The sequence below is a fragment of the Yersinia sp. 22-579 genome, from assembly GCF_030433455.1.
GTDB lineage: Bacteria > Pseudomonadota > Gammaproteobacteria > Enterobacterales > Enterobacteriaceae > Yersinia > Yersinia enterocolitica.
This window is the reverse complement of sequence record NZ_JAUJTZ010000016.1, coordinates 21,141-39,707: the sequence shown is the minus strand read 5'-3', so window position 1 is coordinate 39,707 and position 18,567 is coordinate 21,141. Positions and strand designations below refer to the sequence as shown.

Sequence of the window (18,567 nt, the reverse complement as noted above, 5' to 3'; positions counted from 1 at the left end):
TCACCTTAACCATGATGTTTTCTGCAAGCACATCCCCAGCCCCGCGCTATTAATACGACTTTAGATAGCGATCTTTGACGGCATCGATGAAACCGTTTTTTTCATCTGTGGCGATCCCCAACCATCCATAAAGCAGTTCGGCCAAAACATCCGCAGCCAATCCGTTGTGGGGGATATCATGAAACTTAATTAATTCCTCCCCGAACGGCTCCACGACTTCATATAGCCAAACACCCGCTAAATCATAATTTTCGGAGACATATTCAGCGACAGCCTCGACCCCTTTTGCTTGAGATATCAAGGCCGCAATCATGTCCATCTCACTGACTGCCGACCGCTCAAGCGCCTTAATAAAATCTTCGCGTCGATCCAATGCGCCCCGAACCAGATAAGTCGCACTCAAAACTGTTTGTTCATTCATTGCATCACTCCTGTTCGATGGAATACCGCCCCATCATTGGGGCGGTGCGTTTAATCAGGCATAAGCCCGTTTAAGTTCCAGCGTGCGGAGTAACTGGCCCAGTTCACTGATAAACATTGCCGGTACTCTGATCGACTTTTTTTTGCTCTGGCATTTGGCAATGTGGCGTGCCCGCGCTTTGCTTGACAGACTGATCTCGTCTACAGCAATTGCAGGATGGTTTATGCGCTGCTGTTTTTTCGGGGTCTGCTTTACAAAACTGGCAGTTGGTGCAATGATACGAGCGTCAATTTTCATAGTTTTAACTCCAATAGATAATTGATAGCCGGTTAAACTTTCCTAGGGCTAAACCGGCAGAGAGAGCAGACGCAAGTCTGCTTTTTTCATTTCTGGTTTTGGCTTAACACCTCCTTTTCTATCCGTTCGATTATTTCTTCGTGGCTCAGAGTGACAACGTCACGAAACTCAAAATAACGATCTCCTACCTTGGCGTAGATACAAGCCACATTGCCGCAATACATTTCGGCCAGCTTGAACGATTCGTTTACCATGTTGCCGCGCCAGTCGAGCGGATACATCGTGCCAATCATATCCATGTAGCGTTCCAACGAAATTTCGGCTGGCTTGGTCATAGCCGTCTCTTCCCTTAACAACCAGTAAACTGCCTCAGTATTGCTATCCCAGCTAAAACGATCATTCGTGTTACACACTGTCTGATACATCGTATTTCTCCTTGGTTGATAAGAGCCAGCCAGCGGCTGGCTCTAGGGGGTTTAATGCTTTTTGAAACTGCTGAAAAAACCGAATAACCAATAATGGACAGCATCCCTAAAACAAAACGTCTCCCCATAATGGGCGTGGGCCTCTTCTGCCATTGCGACCTCCTGTATGGCGTTATCGAACGCACGACTTAGGGCCGATTTTTTTGCTATGCCGTTCTGAGTGCTCATAGTGGTTTCTTTTTCCTCATATCTTTCTGTAGATTCAGGAAGCGGCGGTCTTGACGTTTGTGTGTTCATCCTGGTTGCTCTCCTTCGGTGGTTGTCCATCTCTCTGTGAGTTCTATCGCGGCAAGGGCAAAGGAGCAACGACGACGGGAGGAACGCAAGGGCGCCGCTTGCGGCGTGCTATTTACCCTTGCGGGCATCCTGGCGGTGGTGCTACAAGCAGCCCTCCGCGAGAGGGCTTACCGAGTGATGGCGTTCCGAACTGCACAGACAGGATGAACACACCGCGACACGACGGTACGGCGGGGCGTCCTTAGTGGGAAGCAGCGCGGCCAGAGGCCGCTGCAAGCGAGGGCAATTGACGTTCAGGCATCGCGTACTATCCGATAGGACAGAGGCACGCATCGCGGGGCTCTGCGGAAGCTGGACTGCGCCCGATGGCGCGGGAGAGCTGGAGTGTAAGCGACGACCTGGGCGCTTGCGCACAGGGAGCCGAAGGGGCCCCCATCCCTGTTTGATGATGTGTACAGGAAGAGCGAACAGGTAGAATGGCCACCATAGGAATAAGAAAAATAGTAGAGAGAAGCACTATATAATTAGAAGATGCTGACTTATTTCAACGCTGAATCATATCGATAGACGGCATAGTAAGGGATAAGGCCGTAGTGGCGAAGCCACAACAGCCTTTTGACTTAACAGCTTTTTCAGCTTCTACAAGCTCGAGTTAACCATTCGTTGTATGGTAAGGCTCATATCGATTAAGTCATCGCCGTAGATGAAAAATGGCTCTGTCTCTTCGTAATTGCAACTGGTACACATACGTATCACATAGCACGGGTATTTTTCCGGCCCCTCTTCCAGCCAACGTTTTGAGATCACTTGCTTGTCGTTGCGATAATCATAAAAATAGTTCTTACGCAGCCAGCGCTTGTATGAGTTGATATTCTTTATGTAGCTCAGTTGCTCCTTTAGCCTATTCGCCATCTGTATTCCCCTCAAATTTCACTTTCACTCCTGCACAGTTCTCCAGTTTATTCGAGAGCATAAGTGAATCAAGCCACTGTTCTACAACCGTTCTATTCCCAAATTCTTCGCGCATTTCTCTGACAATAGACCACATTGGATTCCCCATGAAGAAGGGTTCGCACCGTAAATTGACAAACTGGCGGCCCCAAGCCTGTGCCATCTCGACCAAATCATCGTCATCTATTCCCTGCCGTTCCTGACGCTTGTACCACGCAGCCAGTTCACTCGGGGTAATAAAAGCCAGTTCAATTTCTGCCTGCGCGACCAGGCACTGATAGCGTCGCCTCTTTTGCTGTTTTTGTTTTGCCTGATTACGCTCTTTGCGCTCAAACTGCATAAGCCATTTACGATCACGGCTCTCTCGACATAATACGGCGTAAGCGGGGAACAACTTCTTAGGGGTGTCATCCGGTAGAGGTAACGGACAATATTGGCCACCACTTTCAATCAATCTATCCAGAGCCTGCATATAACGGTGCATTGGTTCACCCCCGCGTATTTGCGGGCAGTAATTACTGGCGACTAACCGGATATCGCGAGCCAGAATTTTCGTCCGGCCCTCATTCAGCATACGGAAAAATGCTTTGGCATACGGATATTCAGCCAGTCGTTGGCCCTGTATTCTTTTCCGTTCGACAATGGCCATTGCATGGATTGCCGCCTGCTGATATTCGTTCATGGATATTAATGCGCGATTATTCGGGATCATACGGCAATCCCTCCCATATGAAGTGCTTTAGCCAGTTCGGAGGCCTGTTGGAATCCGGCTTTATAATATTCAGATACACGGGCCAGCACACTATTCATAATAGTGGGGTCAAAGTATTCGGTAATACACACCCACGCCCTTGATTCACCGCCATCAAACGGCAGTGATATCGTCCAAAACTCGTTTTCCTCCCCCGCACTGCATACGTTGAGCACGATATCGCTCACGTCTGTGGGGCTGACACGCAGTGAAACAGGGTGTACACCGCCGAATTCACGCCCATATTCCACATCAATCAGCCATCCTGACGGTAAATTCAGATATTGTAAGACGGCACTGGATAGGCGCTGACGGTAATCCGTCCCCCTCTCCCAATATTGTTCCAGTTCAATAGGGCTTAAACCTTGCAAGGCAACCAGAGAGAAATTTTCGTGTTTTGTCATTGTTTGTCATTGCCGCCCTTACGGGCGGCGTCTCCCTGTTAGGCTGCAATATCAATGTTATTTGAGGTTTCGGTCAGCGGTTGTGTTTGTTCGACCACATCTCGCTGGATACAAGCTGGCATCCAACGAGTTCTACTGATCACCTCTTCTGCCAGTTCGGCTGCATCGCCTTTTTTCATTTTCTGGGAATCAGAAGCGGCTCCCGTCAATCCTGCATCAGTCAACGCATCTGAAATGCCGTCTTTATTGATACGCCCAAAGAAGTTCTCTTTTGTCGGTTGCCACCAGTCACGCATATCAAAATTCAGTGAGGCTTCAACTGATTCCAACGTCTCACCGGCTTTATTATTTCGGCTCATTTGTTCCGTTACACCGTCCAATGTTCCGGCAACACAATATGCTAGCAAAGCAATCTGGCTGGCCTTATCCCAACCCATCAGCCATTCGTAGTCGTTTTCCCAGCCATCAGGTAAATTCGCAACCCAAGCTATATGCATATCTTCAAGAACCTGCATCGCCCGACTATTGGCAACGGTAGGTGCATTATTTTCTAACGCTGATTTGTTGTGATGCAGACTAAAGGCCAATGTCTTTAACTTGAAGCTGTCGCTCCGAAATACCGACTTCATACAATCATGAATGAAGATAGCCAGTGCAACATCAGGTTGCTGCGCCAAAGCGGCCTGAACAGCCATCGTTCTCTCTGAGGAAAGACTTTTAACCAGCACGGCTGATAGCTGCTTTGATTGCGGTTTTTGTGGTTGTTGAGTGGTCAACTCTTCGTTAGTTTCTTCGCTAGGTGGTACATCACACAGCAACATGACACCGCGCTGAATGACTAACTCCCCCTCATTCAAATACGCCACAATGCCAGACTGTGCGCGTACATCATTCGACCATGCGCGAATGTCTGCCGTTACGGTAATGGCGTCTAACTCTGCCTTACATGCATCGCTTTCGGCATTTTTTTCAAGATCATCCTCTTCACTCGCCATATGCTCGATGTCATAAGCATCGAGAAGCTGTTCCAGAATTGCCATCCGCGCTGACTCTTCATCAGTAAAAATCGGCGTGGGATTGCGTATTAAGCTGTATAACTCGGCATCTTCACCCGTACTGTAGACGCGATGCATACGACCCTCAGCCCACTTCCAACCCTCTTCTCTGGAAATAATGGCAGCGATTTCAGCCAGTTTTTCTCGGGTTAAGCGCTCAAGCAAAACCGGATCGGAAATAAAACCCTCTTCGGTAAACAGGTCATAGCGGAATGCGCCTCCCGCCTGTTCATAGGCTTCGCGACCGACAAATGCCAACTGCCCATTATTTTCAGCGGAAATCTCCCCCCTCAAAACCTCGCGTCGCAAATATTCTGGTTGTTTGGTATAGCCATAAGCATTACTCCAAACTGTAGACTGACGCTCATGATCTTCACTGGCGGATAATGCTTGTAGCTGATCAAGATTGATTTCATCTTTAGCCAGCGCCGCCAATAACATGGGAGCCATTGACGCTAAACGCAGACATTTTTGAACATGCTTAGTGCTGTAGCCCAGCAAGCTACCAATTTGTACAGGAGTTCTTCCCTCTGAAGCCATGTCACGAAACGCAGTCACTTGGTCTGCCGGATGCATATCTTCACGCTTACCGTTTTCCGTATAAGAGATCAGCCGCGCCATATTTTTATCAAAAACTTTGACATCGATAGGATAGTCAGCGGTAACAAGTCCAGCCGGAGTAGAACGGTTCTCACTCAATAGCAGTTCAAATGCCAAATGGCGACGTTCTCCACCCGCTACGCCATAGTTTCCCTCATCGGTCAGAAAAACGATGAGATTTTGCAACAGCCCAACGCTTTCAATACTTGCGGCCAGCCCTGCAATCGATGCTGGAGTCGACTTTTTCTTACGGGCATTCAGTTCGGTAGATACCAACCGGTGAAGTGGGACGGTAATTGTTGGGGTATTCGCTAGCGCTTCATTCACCTTAGCTGCAACCTTGCTGTTTTTCGGGGTTGCTTTCACTTTGGCTGTTGCTTTAGTATCAATATTAGACATGTGATAACTCCTGTAAGTTATTGCTTGTTAAGGCTGTGTATGAAGCTAGAACTCCATACACAACCGGATAAGCAGGGGTAACCCTGCTTTTTTTACGTGTAGCTTATGCACCAATGGATCATGCAAAGTTCATCACTGGCGGCGACTGGCCAACTGTCGACCAACCAAACCGAGTAATAATCAGGGCCGCAATTGACGGTTAGACATACCGCATCAGCAGGTAGCGCTGGCGCTTCGATTGTTCCCGTGCTGTGCCCCCCCACCAAAGAGATAACATGCTGATAAACATCCCAAAACATTGCCTCTGTAAAACCATATCTTTCGGTAGGCTCTTGAAGCGGCGGTTTTGACGTTGATGTTATTTGTGTGTGCATTCTGCTTCTCCCCTTTCGGTGTTTTTCATATCTCTCGGTGAGTATCTTTCGCGGCAATGGGCGTAGGAGCGACAGACCTGGGCAGAAAACAAGGGGCCGCTTGCGGCGTTTACCCTACCTTGTTTTTTGAACGGGGATGGTGCTACACACAGCCCACCGCCAAAGATGTTGGCCGTGAGATAACACACCGAACAAGCAAACAGAATGCACACACCGCGACACGACGAAACGGCGTGGCGTCCTTGCAGCCCCGGAGGGGTTATCGCCGGGGCGGTGATGGCGCTGGCAATAGCCAGCTGCGGGGTGGAATTTGACGTTATCCATCAGACACTAGCCGAATGGCCCGAAACCTGTAGGGGTTCGGCGGAGACTGCCGGGGCGTAGCCACTGCTTGGCGGAGTGTGGCTCGACTGTTGAACGGCGTCAGCCGGTCAGCAGCCGGAGGGGGCAAGCAAGGTCTTTGGACCTACTTTCACCAGGAAAAACACAAAATGAATCAGGACTTATTCAATAAATAACAATCAGATATAACATTTAAGTTTTTTGTTTCCATTGATAGTATGCAGATCACTGTGTCGCTTTAAACTATCTAAAATAGGCTCACAATCAGTATGCGAAGCGCCGTAGGCGCATTAGGGCAGGCGAAGCCTGCCAGGGGTTTTGCGCGGCATTTGGCAGGGACTCCCCCCTGCCTGGTTCTTTATGCATCCGGGAGTTTTCCACTACCACCCTGAATGATAAAATGATTACAAATGTAAACTGATGCCTGCCACGTTAAATATTCACACATTGAATCGACAATCTGCGCGGTAGTGACGGGAGACAGTTCATTGGCCTTTCTCCGCTCATTGATTAGGGTTTTATACTGTCTGAGGATGTCACGGCTTTCTGGTTTGAGTTGCATGATATGTCCTTAGCGGCAAGGTTCTTCCTGCCGCTTTAAAGTGTCAGGATGTGAAAACAAAACCACTATAAAAAGTCAGGCCGCTGGTAAACAGATCCTGCGCGTATGCTTCAAAGTCGATATAATTCCGAAGACAGTCTGGAACTTCACTGAGTAGACCAGATTCCTCCGCGTATTCGCGGGCGTAGTCTTCCTCACTTCCCGCCTCCCCAATATATGCATCCTGAAAACTATCGAAATCACACGCTCCTGAGTATTCAGCCCAAGCCACAAATGCCTCGCTCCGCCCTTCTTCCCCCGCTTGTTTGAACGCTTCAATAAATGTCCAGTCAACATGGGATTAAGAAGCGTGCTTTGACGGTATTCCTTCCCAATCCTGAAACATCAACTCTGGATCAGATTCGTCGCAGTGGATCTTGCTGCAAGCGGCGTAAAAATCCTCTTCACTGTCAAAATTAGTCAGATCCAACCACTGGCCAGCAATGCTGCCACAGTTGTATTTATGGTACGTGCCGACATAGACAGCAGGTGAAGTCGTGCTCATGTAAATTCCTCCGCAGGTTGTGGGATAACAACACCGGCTTACGCCGTGCCGACACGACAGACGGGCGCAAAGTGGAGGATGCAGGGGCGCTACCGGAAGCCGCAGCGCAAGCGAAGGAAGAGGACTGGACGGCCAGCGAGTGAATATTGAACGAGCGGGCAACGGGAAGAACACTGAGTGGATGAGTGCGAACGGGTGAGGATAGCGGCGAAGCGAACCCTTGCAGCCGTAGCGGCCCGTCTAAAGTGAAGGCACGGCGTTAGCCGTCACAACGACAATATTGCAGAAGAAATAGATTTAATAACCGCCACTGCAGGCAGTGGCCAAGCTACCGTCCCTTTGCACATAGCAAAGGGAACGAAAGCGGACGCTCTCGATGGCGTCCGTTTTCGCAGTTAACCGGGCAGGACGAGGCTTAAATCGAGAAAAGAGCGCCCCATAGGGACGCTCATCAGTTTTAGCCACCAAAATGGGGGAGGTTATCTATAATATATTCCGGTCCAATTTCGCGGGAATACTCATATCCATCATCCCCCATAAACGCTTCAAACTCGATATTATCATTCGCTCCATCAAGCAAATCCCCCTTGCTATATTCGCCATACCCACAGAACCCACATCCTGATTCACTGAAATAGTGCATAACATCACAGTCAAATTGACGACTCAACGCACTTAACACATCATTTGACGGGGGTCCCCAAGGAGTATCAAAATCTAACGTTAATGCACAGGCTTCCCCAAAGACATCAAGGCTACAAGCTGATGGCCATTTAACCTCGTACAGACTGAGATATAGGCTACAACTGCTACTGATATTCGCCAGAAGTCGGCCATTAAAGCCATTGACCTCATTCGCGAGCCGGGTAGGCAACAACGTCCGCATATCAAACGGCTGTCCATTATCGATAGATAAAGGGAGATCCCAATATTCTGAATACGATGGTAATGTCCCTGATACTTTACAATTAAACCAGTCGTAACCTTTTTCTTTAAACAATGACTCAATAATCTCCTGAGCCGCATCGGGTAAGGTTTCCCATGTCTTATCCCCTATCCCGCTTTGTCCATATAGCCGGTCAATATATGTGCAAGCTGTGTTATCCAGTTCTACGTTATTCAATAGCAACGTAACCCACTCGGTAAACGCCAAATTTTCTGGCGAGATCACACCTCGCCCCGCAGAGGTAAGATCCAAGTATGGCGTATATTCCGAGCCATCCACAGTCTGCAGCAGACCAGCGCATCCTGCGACAAATAGGCGAATACTCTGTTTGATGGCCATTTCATACTTATGCGGCATTTCACCCAGCGCAAAAGCTTCAACGGCATCGAGCTGTTCTTTACTGCCGGTCACAATTAACCGGTTCGCGCACCAATTTGGCATGTTACATACTCCCATCTAAAGGTTATCGGATAACGGCTTGCGCCGTAGCCACAACACAGACGGGCGAAAAGTGGAGCAGGCAGGGGCCGGACCGGAGGCCGCACGCGCAAGCGAATGACCGCAGGGAGGGAGTGCGAACGGGTGAAGGGCTGGCGTAGCATCCCTTGTGGGAACCGTGGCCCGGATTAGTGTCAGGGCACGGCGTAAGGGGGATTTCGTTGATCGGGCAGAATATCGTCCATGGGGGACCCGACAAGGTCGGGTATCCTTTCTGTGGCCGGTGTTTGGCCACCATAGAACGACGGGCTATGCCCCGTCGGTTTGTAGCAGCAACCGGAGTTGTGGCAGGAGATCATCAGGTTGGCCATTCGCCAGTTGGGGAAGCATAACCAACAATGTCAGTGCCTGAATAGCCAATATAACCCGCCGTGGAAGCTTGTAGGATCCTTGTTCATAGCTCTTATAGGTCCGAATAGTGACCCCTAACTTTTCCGCAACCTGTACCTGAGTCCACTTTAGAGCTGAGCGCCACTGTTTTAACCCTAACGATGGCATCACTACCTGATAAGTCGGCATGACCCCGAGCTCTTGTTTAGTGCACCCCGTCAGAGTTCGCAAACGATTTATTGCCTGATCGAAAGGCAATCTGGCCAACTCTGATAACATGGTTTGAAGTGATAAAATTTGCACACCTAGCTCAACCACTAATGGTGGCGTATATTGTTCATAAGTGCGATAGGTTCGCAGTGTTACGCCAAGTTGCTCCGCAGCATCCTCCTGCCGCCACCGACTTCCGATGCGAATTGATCTAACCTCATCTCGCGTCCAAAATTGTCCAGAGCGCCATAATCGCAAGTCGTAGCCAGTCATTTAATACGGCTCCTGTGCTCCATAAATTTAATGAATTTTAAGCAATTTTTGCACCTTTTTAGTAATTTAAAGGGAAATTTTTGCTTATTTTTCTACAATTCAAATGAGCTTATCCATCTTTTTACGAATATTTTCCAGTCCATCTGAGTTGTGTTCATCTTCCTTATGGACTGCCGCCTCATTAGGGGCAATGTCGACCGCCCCTAATGAGGCGATCACGTCGCGAATATCCGCCTGGCTGGGTTTCCATCCGGTAGTTTGAGTCAGCAAGTTGACCAGTTGATCAGCGGTCAACTGGCCATTAAACAAGGTGGCCAATAGCACCGGCAACCGAGGATCGAGCTGATGCAGTGCTGCTGTCGTAATAACGGCATTACGCAAGAAATCCCCCCTTACCCGCTGTGATATAGACTCAACGACGTCCAACGCATGGCGATCAGCTTCACTATCCAGTTGCAGATAGCAGGTAAATTTCCGGCGGTTATCACTGCTTTTCTCGCTCACGTTCTGTTACCCCTTTAGCTTAAACAACGCCATTTCATTGACCAAGGCACATTGCGGATTGGGAACTAGCGTTATCCGTTCTGCGGGTAATTTCCAGGCATTTCGTATCGCTGATTCTATCAGTGGGGCGCCCCCACCGACCAGCCATACCCGGTTGACATGACGGAATCGGGCTAATTCATTCACAACACGGTCACCCAAGCGACTGATCGCTGTCTCAATCGTATCAATCACATTATCAACCCGCGAGCCGTCATTGATAACCTGAGATAAAAACTCCCGGTCGTGACGACGCTGGATAACCGTATCGGCTACGAATGCACTGGTATCACTCTCCGCGATACGTAATGCCGTTAAGGTAGCCTGCGTCACCAGTGAAACACCGATCATCGGGTTGCCATGGATTGCCGTTACGTCATCGAACTGGCCAACAATCACCCCTGCATCGAGCGTCGTACCGCCTAAATCAATGACAAGTGAGGTTTCAAGCGGCCCGACATTCTCACGGGCCAATGCAGAGAAAACAGCGGGTAATGATTCCGGCATCACGTCAACTGCCGAAATATCAAAGCATTGACCTTTATTCAGCACTACCGGCCGTAAAAGATTCTCAATTTTACGTTGAATATTCACCGTGTTTTTCTGGCAGTCCTCGGTATAAAACTCACTGATAGGCAATGTTACTGTCAATTTAACCGCCTGAGGTTCCAAGCCGCTGTTGAGCAAAGCATGATGCACCGCCAACAAGTTGGTATCACTGTACTGATATTCAATATTAGTTGTGCTGATTGCCTGGTGACTGACGTCATCAAAGGTGTATTTCACGCCATCAATTTGATAGTTGAACGTGCGTCGGCTTCCCATGCCTTCGATTTTCCAACCGGGGCGAAAAGAGTTGGGGGAGAGGAAAGTATTGAGTTTGTCATTATCAAACCAGGCCAGCTTTACATTAGTGGAGCCGTCGTCACAGCAAATATGTTTCATTTCAGTGCCCTTTTAAGTTACTCAATTTGAGTCTTATTATAGATGAGTGATGTTGGAAATCAATGTTAATTACTCGATATGAGTCAATTAATACACTCAAATAGAGTTTACTTGTATTATTGGTAGCGTAAAATTGCTTTCAATGCTACTCAGAATGAGTAACATTAGTTATGCGTGCCCAGTATCCCCCTTGCCCTGATACCGTCTTGAACAAGGGGGAAAGGGCTAAATGCATGCCCTATTTATGGCATTCACTGACAACCGCCAGAAGTGCATTCGCCGTTGGCAACCCCTCAACATTTTTAATAATGAGTGATAACTCTGCGGCTAATTGACTGGCCATTGTCGCGACGTGTTGTGTTGATTTTTTATTGTTGATGTAAAGCAGCAGTGAGCAAGCGGCATCAGGATGCGCACCCTTAACATCAATCTCAATGCCCGTTTCTGCCTGGAAATGATTCATCGCGCGAACAAGAACACGTTCTTCCCACAGACCAAAATCGGTGTACAGCCCCTGCCGATGCAACAATGATCCCAGATGAAACAAATCAGCGATAAGATCACTGAATACCGACTCAACATCGATTTCATCGCATTGACTGTTATCCATAAAATTCAATAAAGCCCGGGCCGCTAACGTACTGCGGGCCAGGTTATCTTCTTCATCCGTTCTGTACGGGGTGCTCCCCGCTTCGGGCCCAATCAGGGCGACCAATGCATCTCTCAGTGTTGTAGTCATAAAACCCTCTCGTTTCGACTTTCTTCTGGTGTATACCCTTTTGGCTTTTGCCGGCGCGGGGTGTCTGGCGCTGTGACATTAAGACCGAGACGGGGTATAAGCAGGCAGTGCAAGGGCGGCGTAGCCGGCGCCAGCGAACCCTTGCGCTGACTGCGCCCCGGCATAGCGTCTGTCACGGCGAAAGACTCACAGCGCTATTGCCAGAGTAAAGGGGATCACCAGAAAGGCCGGGCTTTAGCCTGGCTTTCCCAGACGCTGGCACATCAGTGCCAGCAGTGAGAGCGGCACGAGCGAAGCTCGTCGCAAGCGGGGGGTATATTGGTCAGTACCGGCTCAACGCCGGTTCTGGCCAATAAAGGCAAATGGGCAGATTTGGGATGAAAAAAACCGCTCATCTGAGCGGTTTCTATTTGGCAGGATCAGGCGTGTGAGATACGCCGCCCCAACATTTCCATGATAGGACGCATTGGGGGTCGCTTATGTTTTTGAAGCGCTTCTCGTGCTTCCCAACGGTCATGAGCGGCTTGGAGGTTCAACCAAAATTCGGGCGTCGTCTCAAACAACTCAGAAAACAGCGTCGCTTCTTCTACAGTCAGACGACGACGGCCTTTGCACAAACGGTTAACCGTTGCGCGAGTCACGCCTATAATATCGGCCAGTTCTTCCTGCCCAATGGCTAATGGGGTTAAAAATTCTTCCTGCAAAATTTCGCCTACCGTAGTAGGTTCGCGAGTAGTGGTATCAAGCATAAATCCCCCTGCTAGGTGTCTTGATGAGGATCGAGGTAGATGCTTTCAGCATATCCGTCTTTCCATTGAAACATTAACCGCCATTGAATATTGACTCTCATACTTGACCAGCCATCAAACTGCCCTGAGAGACGCTTGTAGTAATTACTGGTTGGAATAAACAAATCTCGCTCATTATGTGCGGCGGCCAACATATCAAGCTTCTTCGCTAACTGGCGCTCTATTGTTGCCGGTATCGCGCGATCTCGTTTACTTTCCATGTAGAACAGTTCTAGGTTTTTATCCCGAAAAGACTTAATCATTGTCTGTTCCGTCATTCCATTCCGTACATGCATTGTATCATTAAAAGTTACAAAATGTAAAATATAAAGTTACTATTATCAAGTACTCTAAATCAAAGTGATATATGATTTCTATATATCACTTTGTATTTAAAGTATTAAGCGGCTTGTAGGCGGGAGAATATCGTCATCATCCGCTCAACGACTTCAGCGTGTTTTAACTTCTCTTCCCACCCCCCCAGATACCAAAAAGGTGTGTGGAAAGTTCTATTCACTGTCAGTGTGAGTGTATTACCGGTAATAACCTGGGCAGGGATACCCAGCAACGATAATTGGATGTAACACATATCAGCAACCATGCCATCAATATCTGTACAAACCATAAAAATTTGCTCTTGGGGGTTATACCCGTTTTCACGCATATACATCGCTGCTGCAATAGCCATCCCACCGGCCCCACAGGCGGGTTCATTGTAAGTTATAAAGGGACGTTTGTTTAAGTTTTGTACTGCGTCAGACATCGTTAATGCTGCCATCATTTCCGATAATGAATAAGGGGTAAAGAATTGACCTAAACTGGACGCACTCAACTCTAATTCCATATAGAGACTCCCCAGAAAGTCACTCGGCTCTGCGTCCAAAGCACCAATAACACACCCTAGCAATTGAGATAACTGACTCATATTCTCTTTGCCTAAGCGTCTTTCAATTACAAAATATTCTTGCTCTAACTCATCTGACTTTAAAAAAGCATTTTGAATAGCAATAGCAGCTGCATGAACAAAATCACGAAACACATCAAAACGGTGATGATGTGGTGCCAAGTGTTTGAAAATCGATACAAACTCCTTGCGATACTGAGCAGCTGACACGCCAGGGCGCCGGTTCGAGGGATCAAACAGGTTTTGGAGTGGTGAACGTGAGAACAGGTGGCCTAAATTTAATGAGTTGCCCAGTATTTCGGCGTTATGAATCTTCATCTGGTGTATTCCCCTTTGCTGTTAATCGCGAGTTTTCTGTTTCTCGCGCCGTAAAGCGTCAGGGCCTCTGCCAGATAAGCGTGATTGCAAGTGCGTCTGCAAAGCCGCAGCGCAACGACCGCAGGGAGTGAGAACGGATGTAGTAGACGGCGATAGCGCACACTTGTTGTCATGCCTGGCGGTGGAACTGTTTAGCGGGGCGGGAGAATAAGAAAATGCGTATACCGAGAATTGCAGGAATAGCCGGAAGTTAATTTGTTCTGAAATTATTATGTTAGATAGAAGACCTGATGCGGCGTTGTTCTCTTACTTGCTATTGAGATAATTTCGGTCGCCATTACTATGTAGATATACAGTAATGGCGAGCCGCACAATGAAAATTCAATTCCTGTCCTCAGCGGGCATCCTTTCATGTGTGCTTCTTGTGGTCGACAAATCTCTTCAAGCAGAACATGGCGATATTGTTATCGCTGCTTTAGATGGAGAATTTACCGTTAAACAACTTTGCACCCATCCTACTCTGTGTTTAATGCCAATGAATCCAGCCTACAGCCCGATTTATGGCGAACCAGATCAACTGAAGATTTTTGGCGTTGTAACTTATGCCATCCACCGGACAAAGTAATGTACCTATTGTGTGATGCTAATGCGTTTTATTGCGCATGTGAGCAACTTTTCAGGCCCGACCTAAAAGGCAATCCGTTGATTGTCCTTACTAATAATGATGTTGCCTGCGCGGCCTTGAATAAAGAAGCAAAGCTCCTGGGAATTAAGCGAGGCCAACCCTACTTTGAAATTAAAGATATAATTAAAAAAAACATAACGTTACCGTTTTCAGTTCCAATTATGCTTTGTATGGAAATATCTCTAACAGGGTCATGACGTTACTAGAAAGTATGGCGCCGAAACTGACAATTTATTCAATCGATGAAGCGGTGATAAATATTCAAGGGATGGAATCTGTCATGCCCCTAGAAGTATTTGGTCGCCAGGTACAACAGCGTGTTTTAAAGGAGATAGGGTTAAACACCGGCATTGGCGTTGCTCAAACGCTAACTTTAATGAAGCTGGCAAACTATGCTGCTAAGAAATGGCCAGCAACACAAGGTGTGGTTGTGTTAACTGACCGAGAACGCCAAAGAACGTTAATGGCTCTCGTACCTGTAGGTGATGTATAGAGCATAGGGAGAAAAATCTCTGCTCGTCTTAATGCTATGGGGATTAAAACCGCCCTGCAGATGGCCGATAGCAATTTACAACTGATACGCAAAATGTTTGGCATTGTGTTGGAAAGAATCTGTAGAGAACTGAATAGGGGTTGACTGTATTTCACTATCAGCAAAAGAACAGATCATCGTCAGCCGTTCTTTTGGTAGGCGCGTCACACAACTGCAGGATATGTGTCAAGCAGTCTGTCAGACTGCTGAGCGTGCAGCTGAGAAATTACGCCAGGAACACCAATATTGTAAGCAAATTAGTGTTTTTATACGTTGCAGCCCCTACTCTCCTGAACCGTATTACGGAAATAATGCTAATCAAACTCTGCTGTTGGCCACACAAGACACTCGCGATATCGTTGCCGCCGATATGCGCGGTTTAGACACGATAAGGAAAGAGGGGGATCGATATCAAAAGACCGGAATTATATTAAACGATTTTTGTAACCGTCCTGGGCAAATAGACATGTTTGACGATTCACAGCCCAAAGCCAACAGTGAGTAGTTGATGAAAGCTATCGACCGTACTGGTCTTGGCTAGATTTGGTTTGCGGGACAAGGTTTGATAAAAGCTGGAAGATGAAGTGGAAAGTGCTCTCCTCATCCTACACACCCTATGGGAAGATTTACCAAAAGTACGACTATGAAACTATCGAAAAAAAGACCAAAAATCATCGGGTATAAACAGATTTTATTTTCGATTAAATCCAAACATTCAACGCATAGGGTCATTTAAGTGCATCAGGGAAAGTGTAATAGCGTTTAGTATGCAGTAAAAACAGATACGACAAACATCTGTTGTCAAAATCTGCAGTAGCTAACTTTCTCTATTTAACCTAATTTGATGGAAGAAGAAAAGCCGCATAATATTTCACGATAAATATCAGACATGACAATGAAAGTTAGCCATAGGAAATTCATCTACTTTTAATAGTGTAACCTCACTGAGGTAGTGGCGATTTCACCCTGAAATAAAAATAATATATCAATATAAAACAATTAATTAATGACTTTTATTTGATGGCGAATTTTCATGAATGGATATAGAGCCAAGCCGATGACAGTACTGATTTCAGTGGCGATTTCAGCCTGAAATCGCCACTGAATTGATAGAATTACTGTGATAAATGTTTCTTCATTGTGTGCAAAATAAGTCGGTCAAGTTCTACCTGCAACTCTTTTGACAAACGGCTGAACTCATAGCTAAAAGTGCGTCCCTTTATACGTTTTCGAGCGTATTTATCTTTTTCTTCAAAGTCCCATAATTTTTCAACAACAGCAGCCTGTTTTTCAGGTTTAGCTAAAATCCCGTCTAAAACATGTCGGAACGATTTAATTATTTCATTTTTCAGTTCATCAGAGACTAGCTCATTAGCATTAGGAATTTTTTTTATTTGCTTCCTAACCGAATCAACAAATGTTTCTAGTTCGAGACTACGCAGCCGTAATTGTTCATCAATATCGAGCAAGAATTTATAATCTGGATAGGTTAGTTCATATTGAACAGGGAAAAGCTCCAACATCATCTCAGATACTGATGCGGCCTGAATAGCTCGAGTAACTTTTGCAGGAGATAGGCGTTCCGATTGGGCTATCTCCTTTTGGTTCATACCTGAATCGCGGAGAAGTAAAAGACTTAATCCAATCTCACGTAAATTATGTTCTTTTGCAGTTTGAATATCAGCGGCGAGTTTTCTCGCATCATCCATATCAACATCGTCCTGAGTAACCAGCACATTGAGATCAACATGGCAAATCAATGCGGCAGCTCTGCGACGTGAACCGTCGAGAATTTCAATTTTTCCGTCAATTATACGTCCAATTGCCGGGAAAAATTGCTGAAAACGAATAGTCCTGATAATGTCCTGAAGTGATTCCTCTGTAACACCTGCTTGATCTCTACCATTTGTGGCTAGAGATACAAATGAACGTTCAGCAATATCCTCTGCTGGAATAGTTTCAAACATGAAGACAGCTTTTTTCCCTGAGGCAAGAGTAAAAATCTGGCGATAATTATCAGTTGATACATTGGACAAAGGAGAACCACTAAATGTCCGGCCGATGGTTGGGCGTTTTTTTGTCATGGATTACCTCAGTTCATCCGAATAAATTCGATGCGATCGAATACAGCTTTAGCAAAATCTTCCGCCGCAGCACGAGCATTTTTTAATGCTTCACTGCTGCCAATATAGGTCGAGGGGTTGGCGGAAATAACCGTATCAAAAGATTCGCCACATCGTTCAAAACCATCAAGGCGGGGTAGGGCCACATCCAACATATCCCCCCCAAATATCTCTTTTGCCAGACTATGACAAAGTTTGTGGTCAGATTTATTCTGCAATTTAGACATAAATCCTATATTGCCCTGAAGGGGATACTTAGCCCCTGATTTTTCTATCATCTCAATAAGTTCAGGAAGACGAGTGAGATACTTTAAAGTGGAGTGGAAATCGACCTGGGCAGGGGGGATCGGCGTCATAAGCAAGTTCGATGCAGCAATAGCATTACTCAGGAAAGCATCGAGATGTGGGCCACTATCAATAAAGATAAAGTCATAATCCTTGTTGATTTTATCAATAATGTTCTCTTTAAGAACGGTATAGATATTCTGCCCAGGTAAATGTTCGGTACACAGCTCTTTCCATTGCGATGCAATAAATGCATCTTCAATAGAAGCAGGGATAACATCAACGCCCGGCACAATAGAAGAAATGACAAATTCAGACAGAAGTTCTTCGCGGGGGACATTCTGTAGCATTGCCTGAGCAGAGGTTGTATCTACAGCCCCAATAGAACGAGAGTGATTTAGAAACATTGTAGCTGAAGATTGAGGATCAAGGTCGATAACCAGAATTCTTAAATCTTCATAAAGCAGGTGAGGATGGGCACGTAATCCATGAGCAAGTGAAACCGAACTAACTGTTTTCGATACGCCACCTTTCAAATTACCAACAAAAATCGTGAAGGCTTCATCGTGGCGATCACGGTATTTAGGAACACCGCGATGGTGATAAATATCTATAATATTTTGCAGTGACATTGCATATTTTATAGATGTACCAGCCGGTTTCTTCAAAAATGTGTAACCTTGCTCTTCCATTTCGGTGACAGCATAGTCAACACTTGCGCGAGTCAATTTAGGTAATTTGGCAACAGCAGCCTTGGCATAAGTCTGGAAATAAGTCGTTTCTTCCAGCTCTTCCTTTTGTTCTTTGATCTGTTTGGTCAGAAGAGTGAGCATGTGTTCAGAGCGCTCAGCCACTCTATAGATTTGTTTAGTATTTACCGACACAAAACACCTCAATATGTAGCATTTAAGAATAGATACAATAATGCTACACATAGGCGTTAATGTAAATTTTTTACTCAAAAATAAACTGAATTTTATTTTTAGTTGCAGATATCCATATCAGAATAAGAGCATGTGCATGAAT

General features: G+C 46.5%; 22 protein-coding genes and 3 pseudogenes. 5 read left to right on the top strand and 20 right to left on the bottom strand.

Translation table 11 applies throughout. The features are described from left to right. Positions 1–49: 49 nt before the first annotated feature. The 3 genes from QSV56_RS17855 to QSV56_RS17845 form a co-directional block, all read right to left on the bottom strand. Positions 50–421 carry a hypothetical protein gene (locus QSV56_RS17855; RefSeq protein ID WP_301213098.1) on the bottom strand — a complete coding sequence of 124 codons (372 nt, stop codon included), beginning with the start codon at positions 419–421 and terminating at the stop codon, positions 50–52. 54 nt (positions 422–475) lie between these two features. After that, entirely contained in the window at positions 476–718 is a 243-nt protein-coding gene (locus QSV56_RS17850; protein WP_301213096.1) for a hypothetical protein, read from the bottom strand. Positions 719–804: 86 nt separating this feature from the next. Beyond that, the gene (locus tag QSV56_RS17845) at positions 805–1,143 is read right to left on the bottom strand and encodes a hypothetical protein (protein ID WP_301213094.1); all 339 of its coding nucleotides are present in this window, start codon (positions 1,141–1,143) and stop codon (positions 805–807) included. A gap of 278 nt (positions 1,144–1,421) precedes the next feature. Here QSV56_RS17845 and QSV56_RS17840 point away from each other — a divergent pair, with 278 nt between their 5' ends. After that, positions 1,422–1,685: a hypothetical protein gene (locus QSV56_RS17840; protein WP_301213092.1), complete on the top strand. Its 264-nt coding sequence runs from the start codon at positions 1,422–1,424 to the stop codon at positions 1,683–1,685. A 394-nt stretch (positions 1,686–2,079) separates the two neighbouring features. Here the strand turns inward: QSV56_RS17840 and QSV56_RS17835 are convergent, their stop codons facing one another. The 5 genes from QSV56_RS17835 to QSV56_RS17815 form a co-directional block, all read right to left on the bottom strand. Further along, entirely contained in the window at positions 2,080–2,352 is a 273-nt protein-coding gene (locus QSV56_RS17835) for a hypothetical protein (protein ID WP_145592841.1), read from the bottom strand. After that, positions 2,342–3,103, bottom strand: coding sequence for a plasmid SOS inhibition protein A (locus QSV56_RS17830; protein WP_301213088.1), 762 nt, complete (start codon positions 3,101–3,103; stop codon positions 2,342–2,344). Before QSV56_RS17830 ends, QSV56_RS17835 begins: the two co-directional genes overlap by 11 nt. Further along, the gene (gene psiB, locus QSV56_RS17825; RefSeq protein ID WP_050074451.1) at positions 3,100–3,546 is read right to left on the bottom strand and encodes a conjugation system SOS inhibitor PsiB; all 447 of its coding nucleotides are present in this window, start codon (positions 3,544–3,546) and stop codon (positions 3,100–3,102) included. Before psiB ends, QSV56_RS17830 begins: the two co-directional genes overlap by 4 nt. Positions 3,547–3,584: 38 nt before the next feature. Further along, on the bottom strand, positions 3,585–5,600 hold the full coding sequence (locus QSV56_RS17820) for a ParB/RepB/Spo0J family partition protein (RefSeq protein ID WP_301213084.1): 2,016 nt from the start codon (positions 5,598–5,600) through the stop codon (positions 3,585–3,587). Between the two features lie 92 nt (positions 5,601–5,692). Next, complete coding sequence (locus QSV56_RS17815) at positions 5,693–5,974, bottom strand: ribulokinase (RefSeq protein ID WP_088130816.1); 282 nt, start codon at positions 5,972–5,974, stop codon at positions 5,693–5,695. 204 nt (positions 5,975–6,178) lie between these two features. Between QSV56_RS17815 and QSV56_RS17810 the strand changes: the two genes are divergently transcribed. Beyond that, the gene (locus tag QSV56_RS17810) at positions 6,179–6,358 is read left to right on the top strand and encodes a hypothetical protein (RefSeq protein WP_145560257.1); all 180 of its coding nucleotides are present in this window, start codon (positions 6,179–6,181) and stop codon (positions 6,356–6,358) included. A 316-nt stretch (positions 6,359–6,674) separates the two neighbouring features. Here the strand turns inward: QSV56_RS17810 and QSV56_RS17805 are convergent, their stop codons facing one another. Next, positions 6,675–6,878: a hypothetical protein gene (locus QSV56_RS17805; RefSeq protein ID WP_050074448.1), complete on the bottom strand. Its 204-nt coding sequence runs from the start codon at positions 6,876–6,878 to the stop codon at positions 6,675–6,677. A 43-nt stretch (positions 6,879–6,921) separates the two neighbouring features. Further along, a pseudogene (locus QSV56_RS17800) lies at positions 6,922–7,428 on the bottom strand (antirestriction protein ArdA). Here QSV56_RS17800 and QSV56_RS17795 point away from each other — a divergent pair. Continuing rightward, positions 7,407–7,565 (top strand): hypothetical protein, encoded by a 159-nt coding sequence (locus QSV56_RS17795; protein WP_301213079.1) that lies wholly within the window; start codon positions 7,407–7,409, stop codon positions 7,563–7,565. The pseudogene QSV56_RS17800 and the gene QSV56_RS17795 overlap by 22 nt on opposite strands. Positions 7,566–7,879: 314 nt before the next feature. Here QSV56_RS17795 and QSV56_RS17790 read toward each other — a convergent pair whose 3' ends face one another. The 8 genes from QSV56_RS17790 to QSV56_RS17755 all read right to left on the bottom strand — a co-directional run bounded on the left by QSV56_RS17790 (position 7,880) and on the right by QSV56_RS17755 (position 13,808). Further along, positions 7,880–8,809, bottom strand: coding sequence for a DUF1281 domain-containing protein (locus QSV56_RS17790; RefSeq protein ID WP_301213077.1), 930 nt, complete (start codon positions 8,807–8,809; stop codon positions 7,880–7,882). Between the two features lie 306 nt (positions 8,810–9,115). Beyond that, positions 9,116–9,679 carry a helix-turn-helix domain-containing protein gene (locus QSV56_RS17785; RefSeq protein WP_050289026.1) on the bottom strand — a complete coding sequence of 188 codons (564 nt, stop codon included), beginning with the start codon at positions 9,677–9,679 and terminating at the stop codon, positions 9,116–9,118. 99 nt (positions 9,680–9,778) lie between these two features. Continuing rightward, positions 9,779–10,183, bottom strand: a complete 405-nt coding sequence (locus QSV56_RS17780) for a plasmid partitioning/stability family protein (protein WP_145544680.1) — start codon at positions 10,181–10,183, stop codon at positions 9,779–9,781. 6 nt (positions 10,184–10,189) lie between these two features. Then, positions 10,190–11,167: a plasmid segregation protein ParM domain-containing protein gene (parM, locus tag QSV56_RS17775; protein ID WP_301213074.1), complete on the bottom strand. Its 978-nt coding sequence runs from the start codon at positions 11,165–11,167 to the stop codon at positions 10,190–10,192. Between the two features lie 238 nt (positions 11,168–11,405). Beyond that, positions 11,406–11,906 carry a hypothetical protein gene (locus tag QSV56_RS17770; RefSeq protein WP_145544681.1) on the bottom strand — a complete coding sequence of 167 codons (501 nt, stop codon included), beginning with the start codon at positions 11,904–11,906 and terminating at the stop codon, positions 11,406–11,408. Positions 11,907–12,325: 419 nt separating this feature from the next. Then, positions 12,326–12,655 (bottom strand): HigA family addiction module antitoxin, encoded by a 330-nt coding sequence (locus QSV56_RS17765; RefSeq protein WP_301213070.1) that lies wholly within the window; start codon positions 12,653–12,655, stop codon positions 12,326–12,328. Positions 12,656–12,666: 11 nt separating this feature from the next. Continuing rightward, positions 12,667–12,957 carry a type II toxin-antitoxin system RelE/ParE family toxin gene (locus tag QSV56_RS17760; protein ID WP_049615238.1) on the bottom strand — a complete coding sequence of 97 codons (291 nt, stop codon included), beginning with the start codon at positions 12,955–12,957 and terminating at the stop codon, positions 12,667–12,669. Positions 12,958–13,094: 137 nt separating this feature from the next. Next, a complete protein-coding gene (locus QSV56_RS17755; protein WP_072088926.1) occupies positions 13,095–13,808 on the bottom strand; it encodes an N-6 DNA methylase in 714 nt (237 codons plus the stop codon). A 490-nt stretch (positions 13,809–14,298) separates the two neighbouring features. Between QSV56_RS17755 and QSV56_RS17750 the strand changes: the two are divergent. After that, a pseudogene (locus tag QSV56_RS17750) lies at positions 14,299–14,541 on the top strand (S24 family peptidase); the annotation flags it as partial. After that, a pseudogene (gene umuC / locus QSV56_RS17745) lies at positions 14,541–15,817 on the top strand (translesion error-prone DNA polymerase V subunit UmuC). The pseudogenes QSV56_RS17750 and umuC, both read left to right, overlap by 1 nt. 431 nt (positions 15,818–16,248) lie before the next feature. Here the strand turns inward: umuC and QSV56_RS17740 are convergent. After that, positions 16,249–17,217, bottom strand: coding sequence for a ParB family protein (locus QSV56_RS17740; protein ID WP_301213065.1), 969 nt, complete (start codon positions 17,215–17,217; stop codon positions 16,249–16,251). 8 nt (positions 17,218–17,225) lie between these two features. Beyond that, a complete protein-coding gene (locus QSV56_RS17735; RefSeq protein ID WP_301213063.1) occupies positions 17,226–18,425 on the bottom strand; it encodes an AAA family ATPase in 1,200 nt (399 codons plus the stop codon). Between the last annotated feature and the right edge of the window lie 142 nt (positions 18,426–18,567).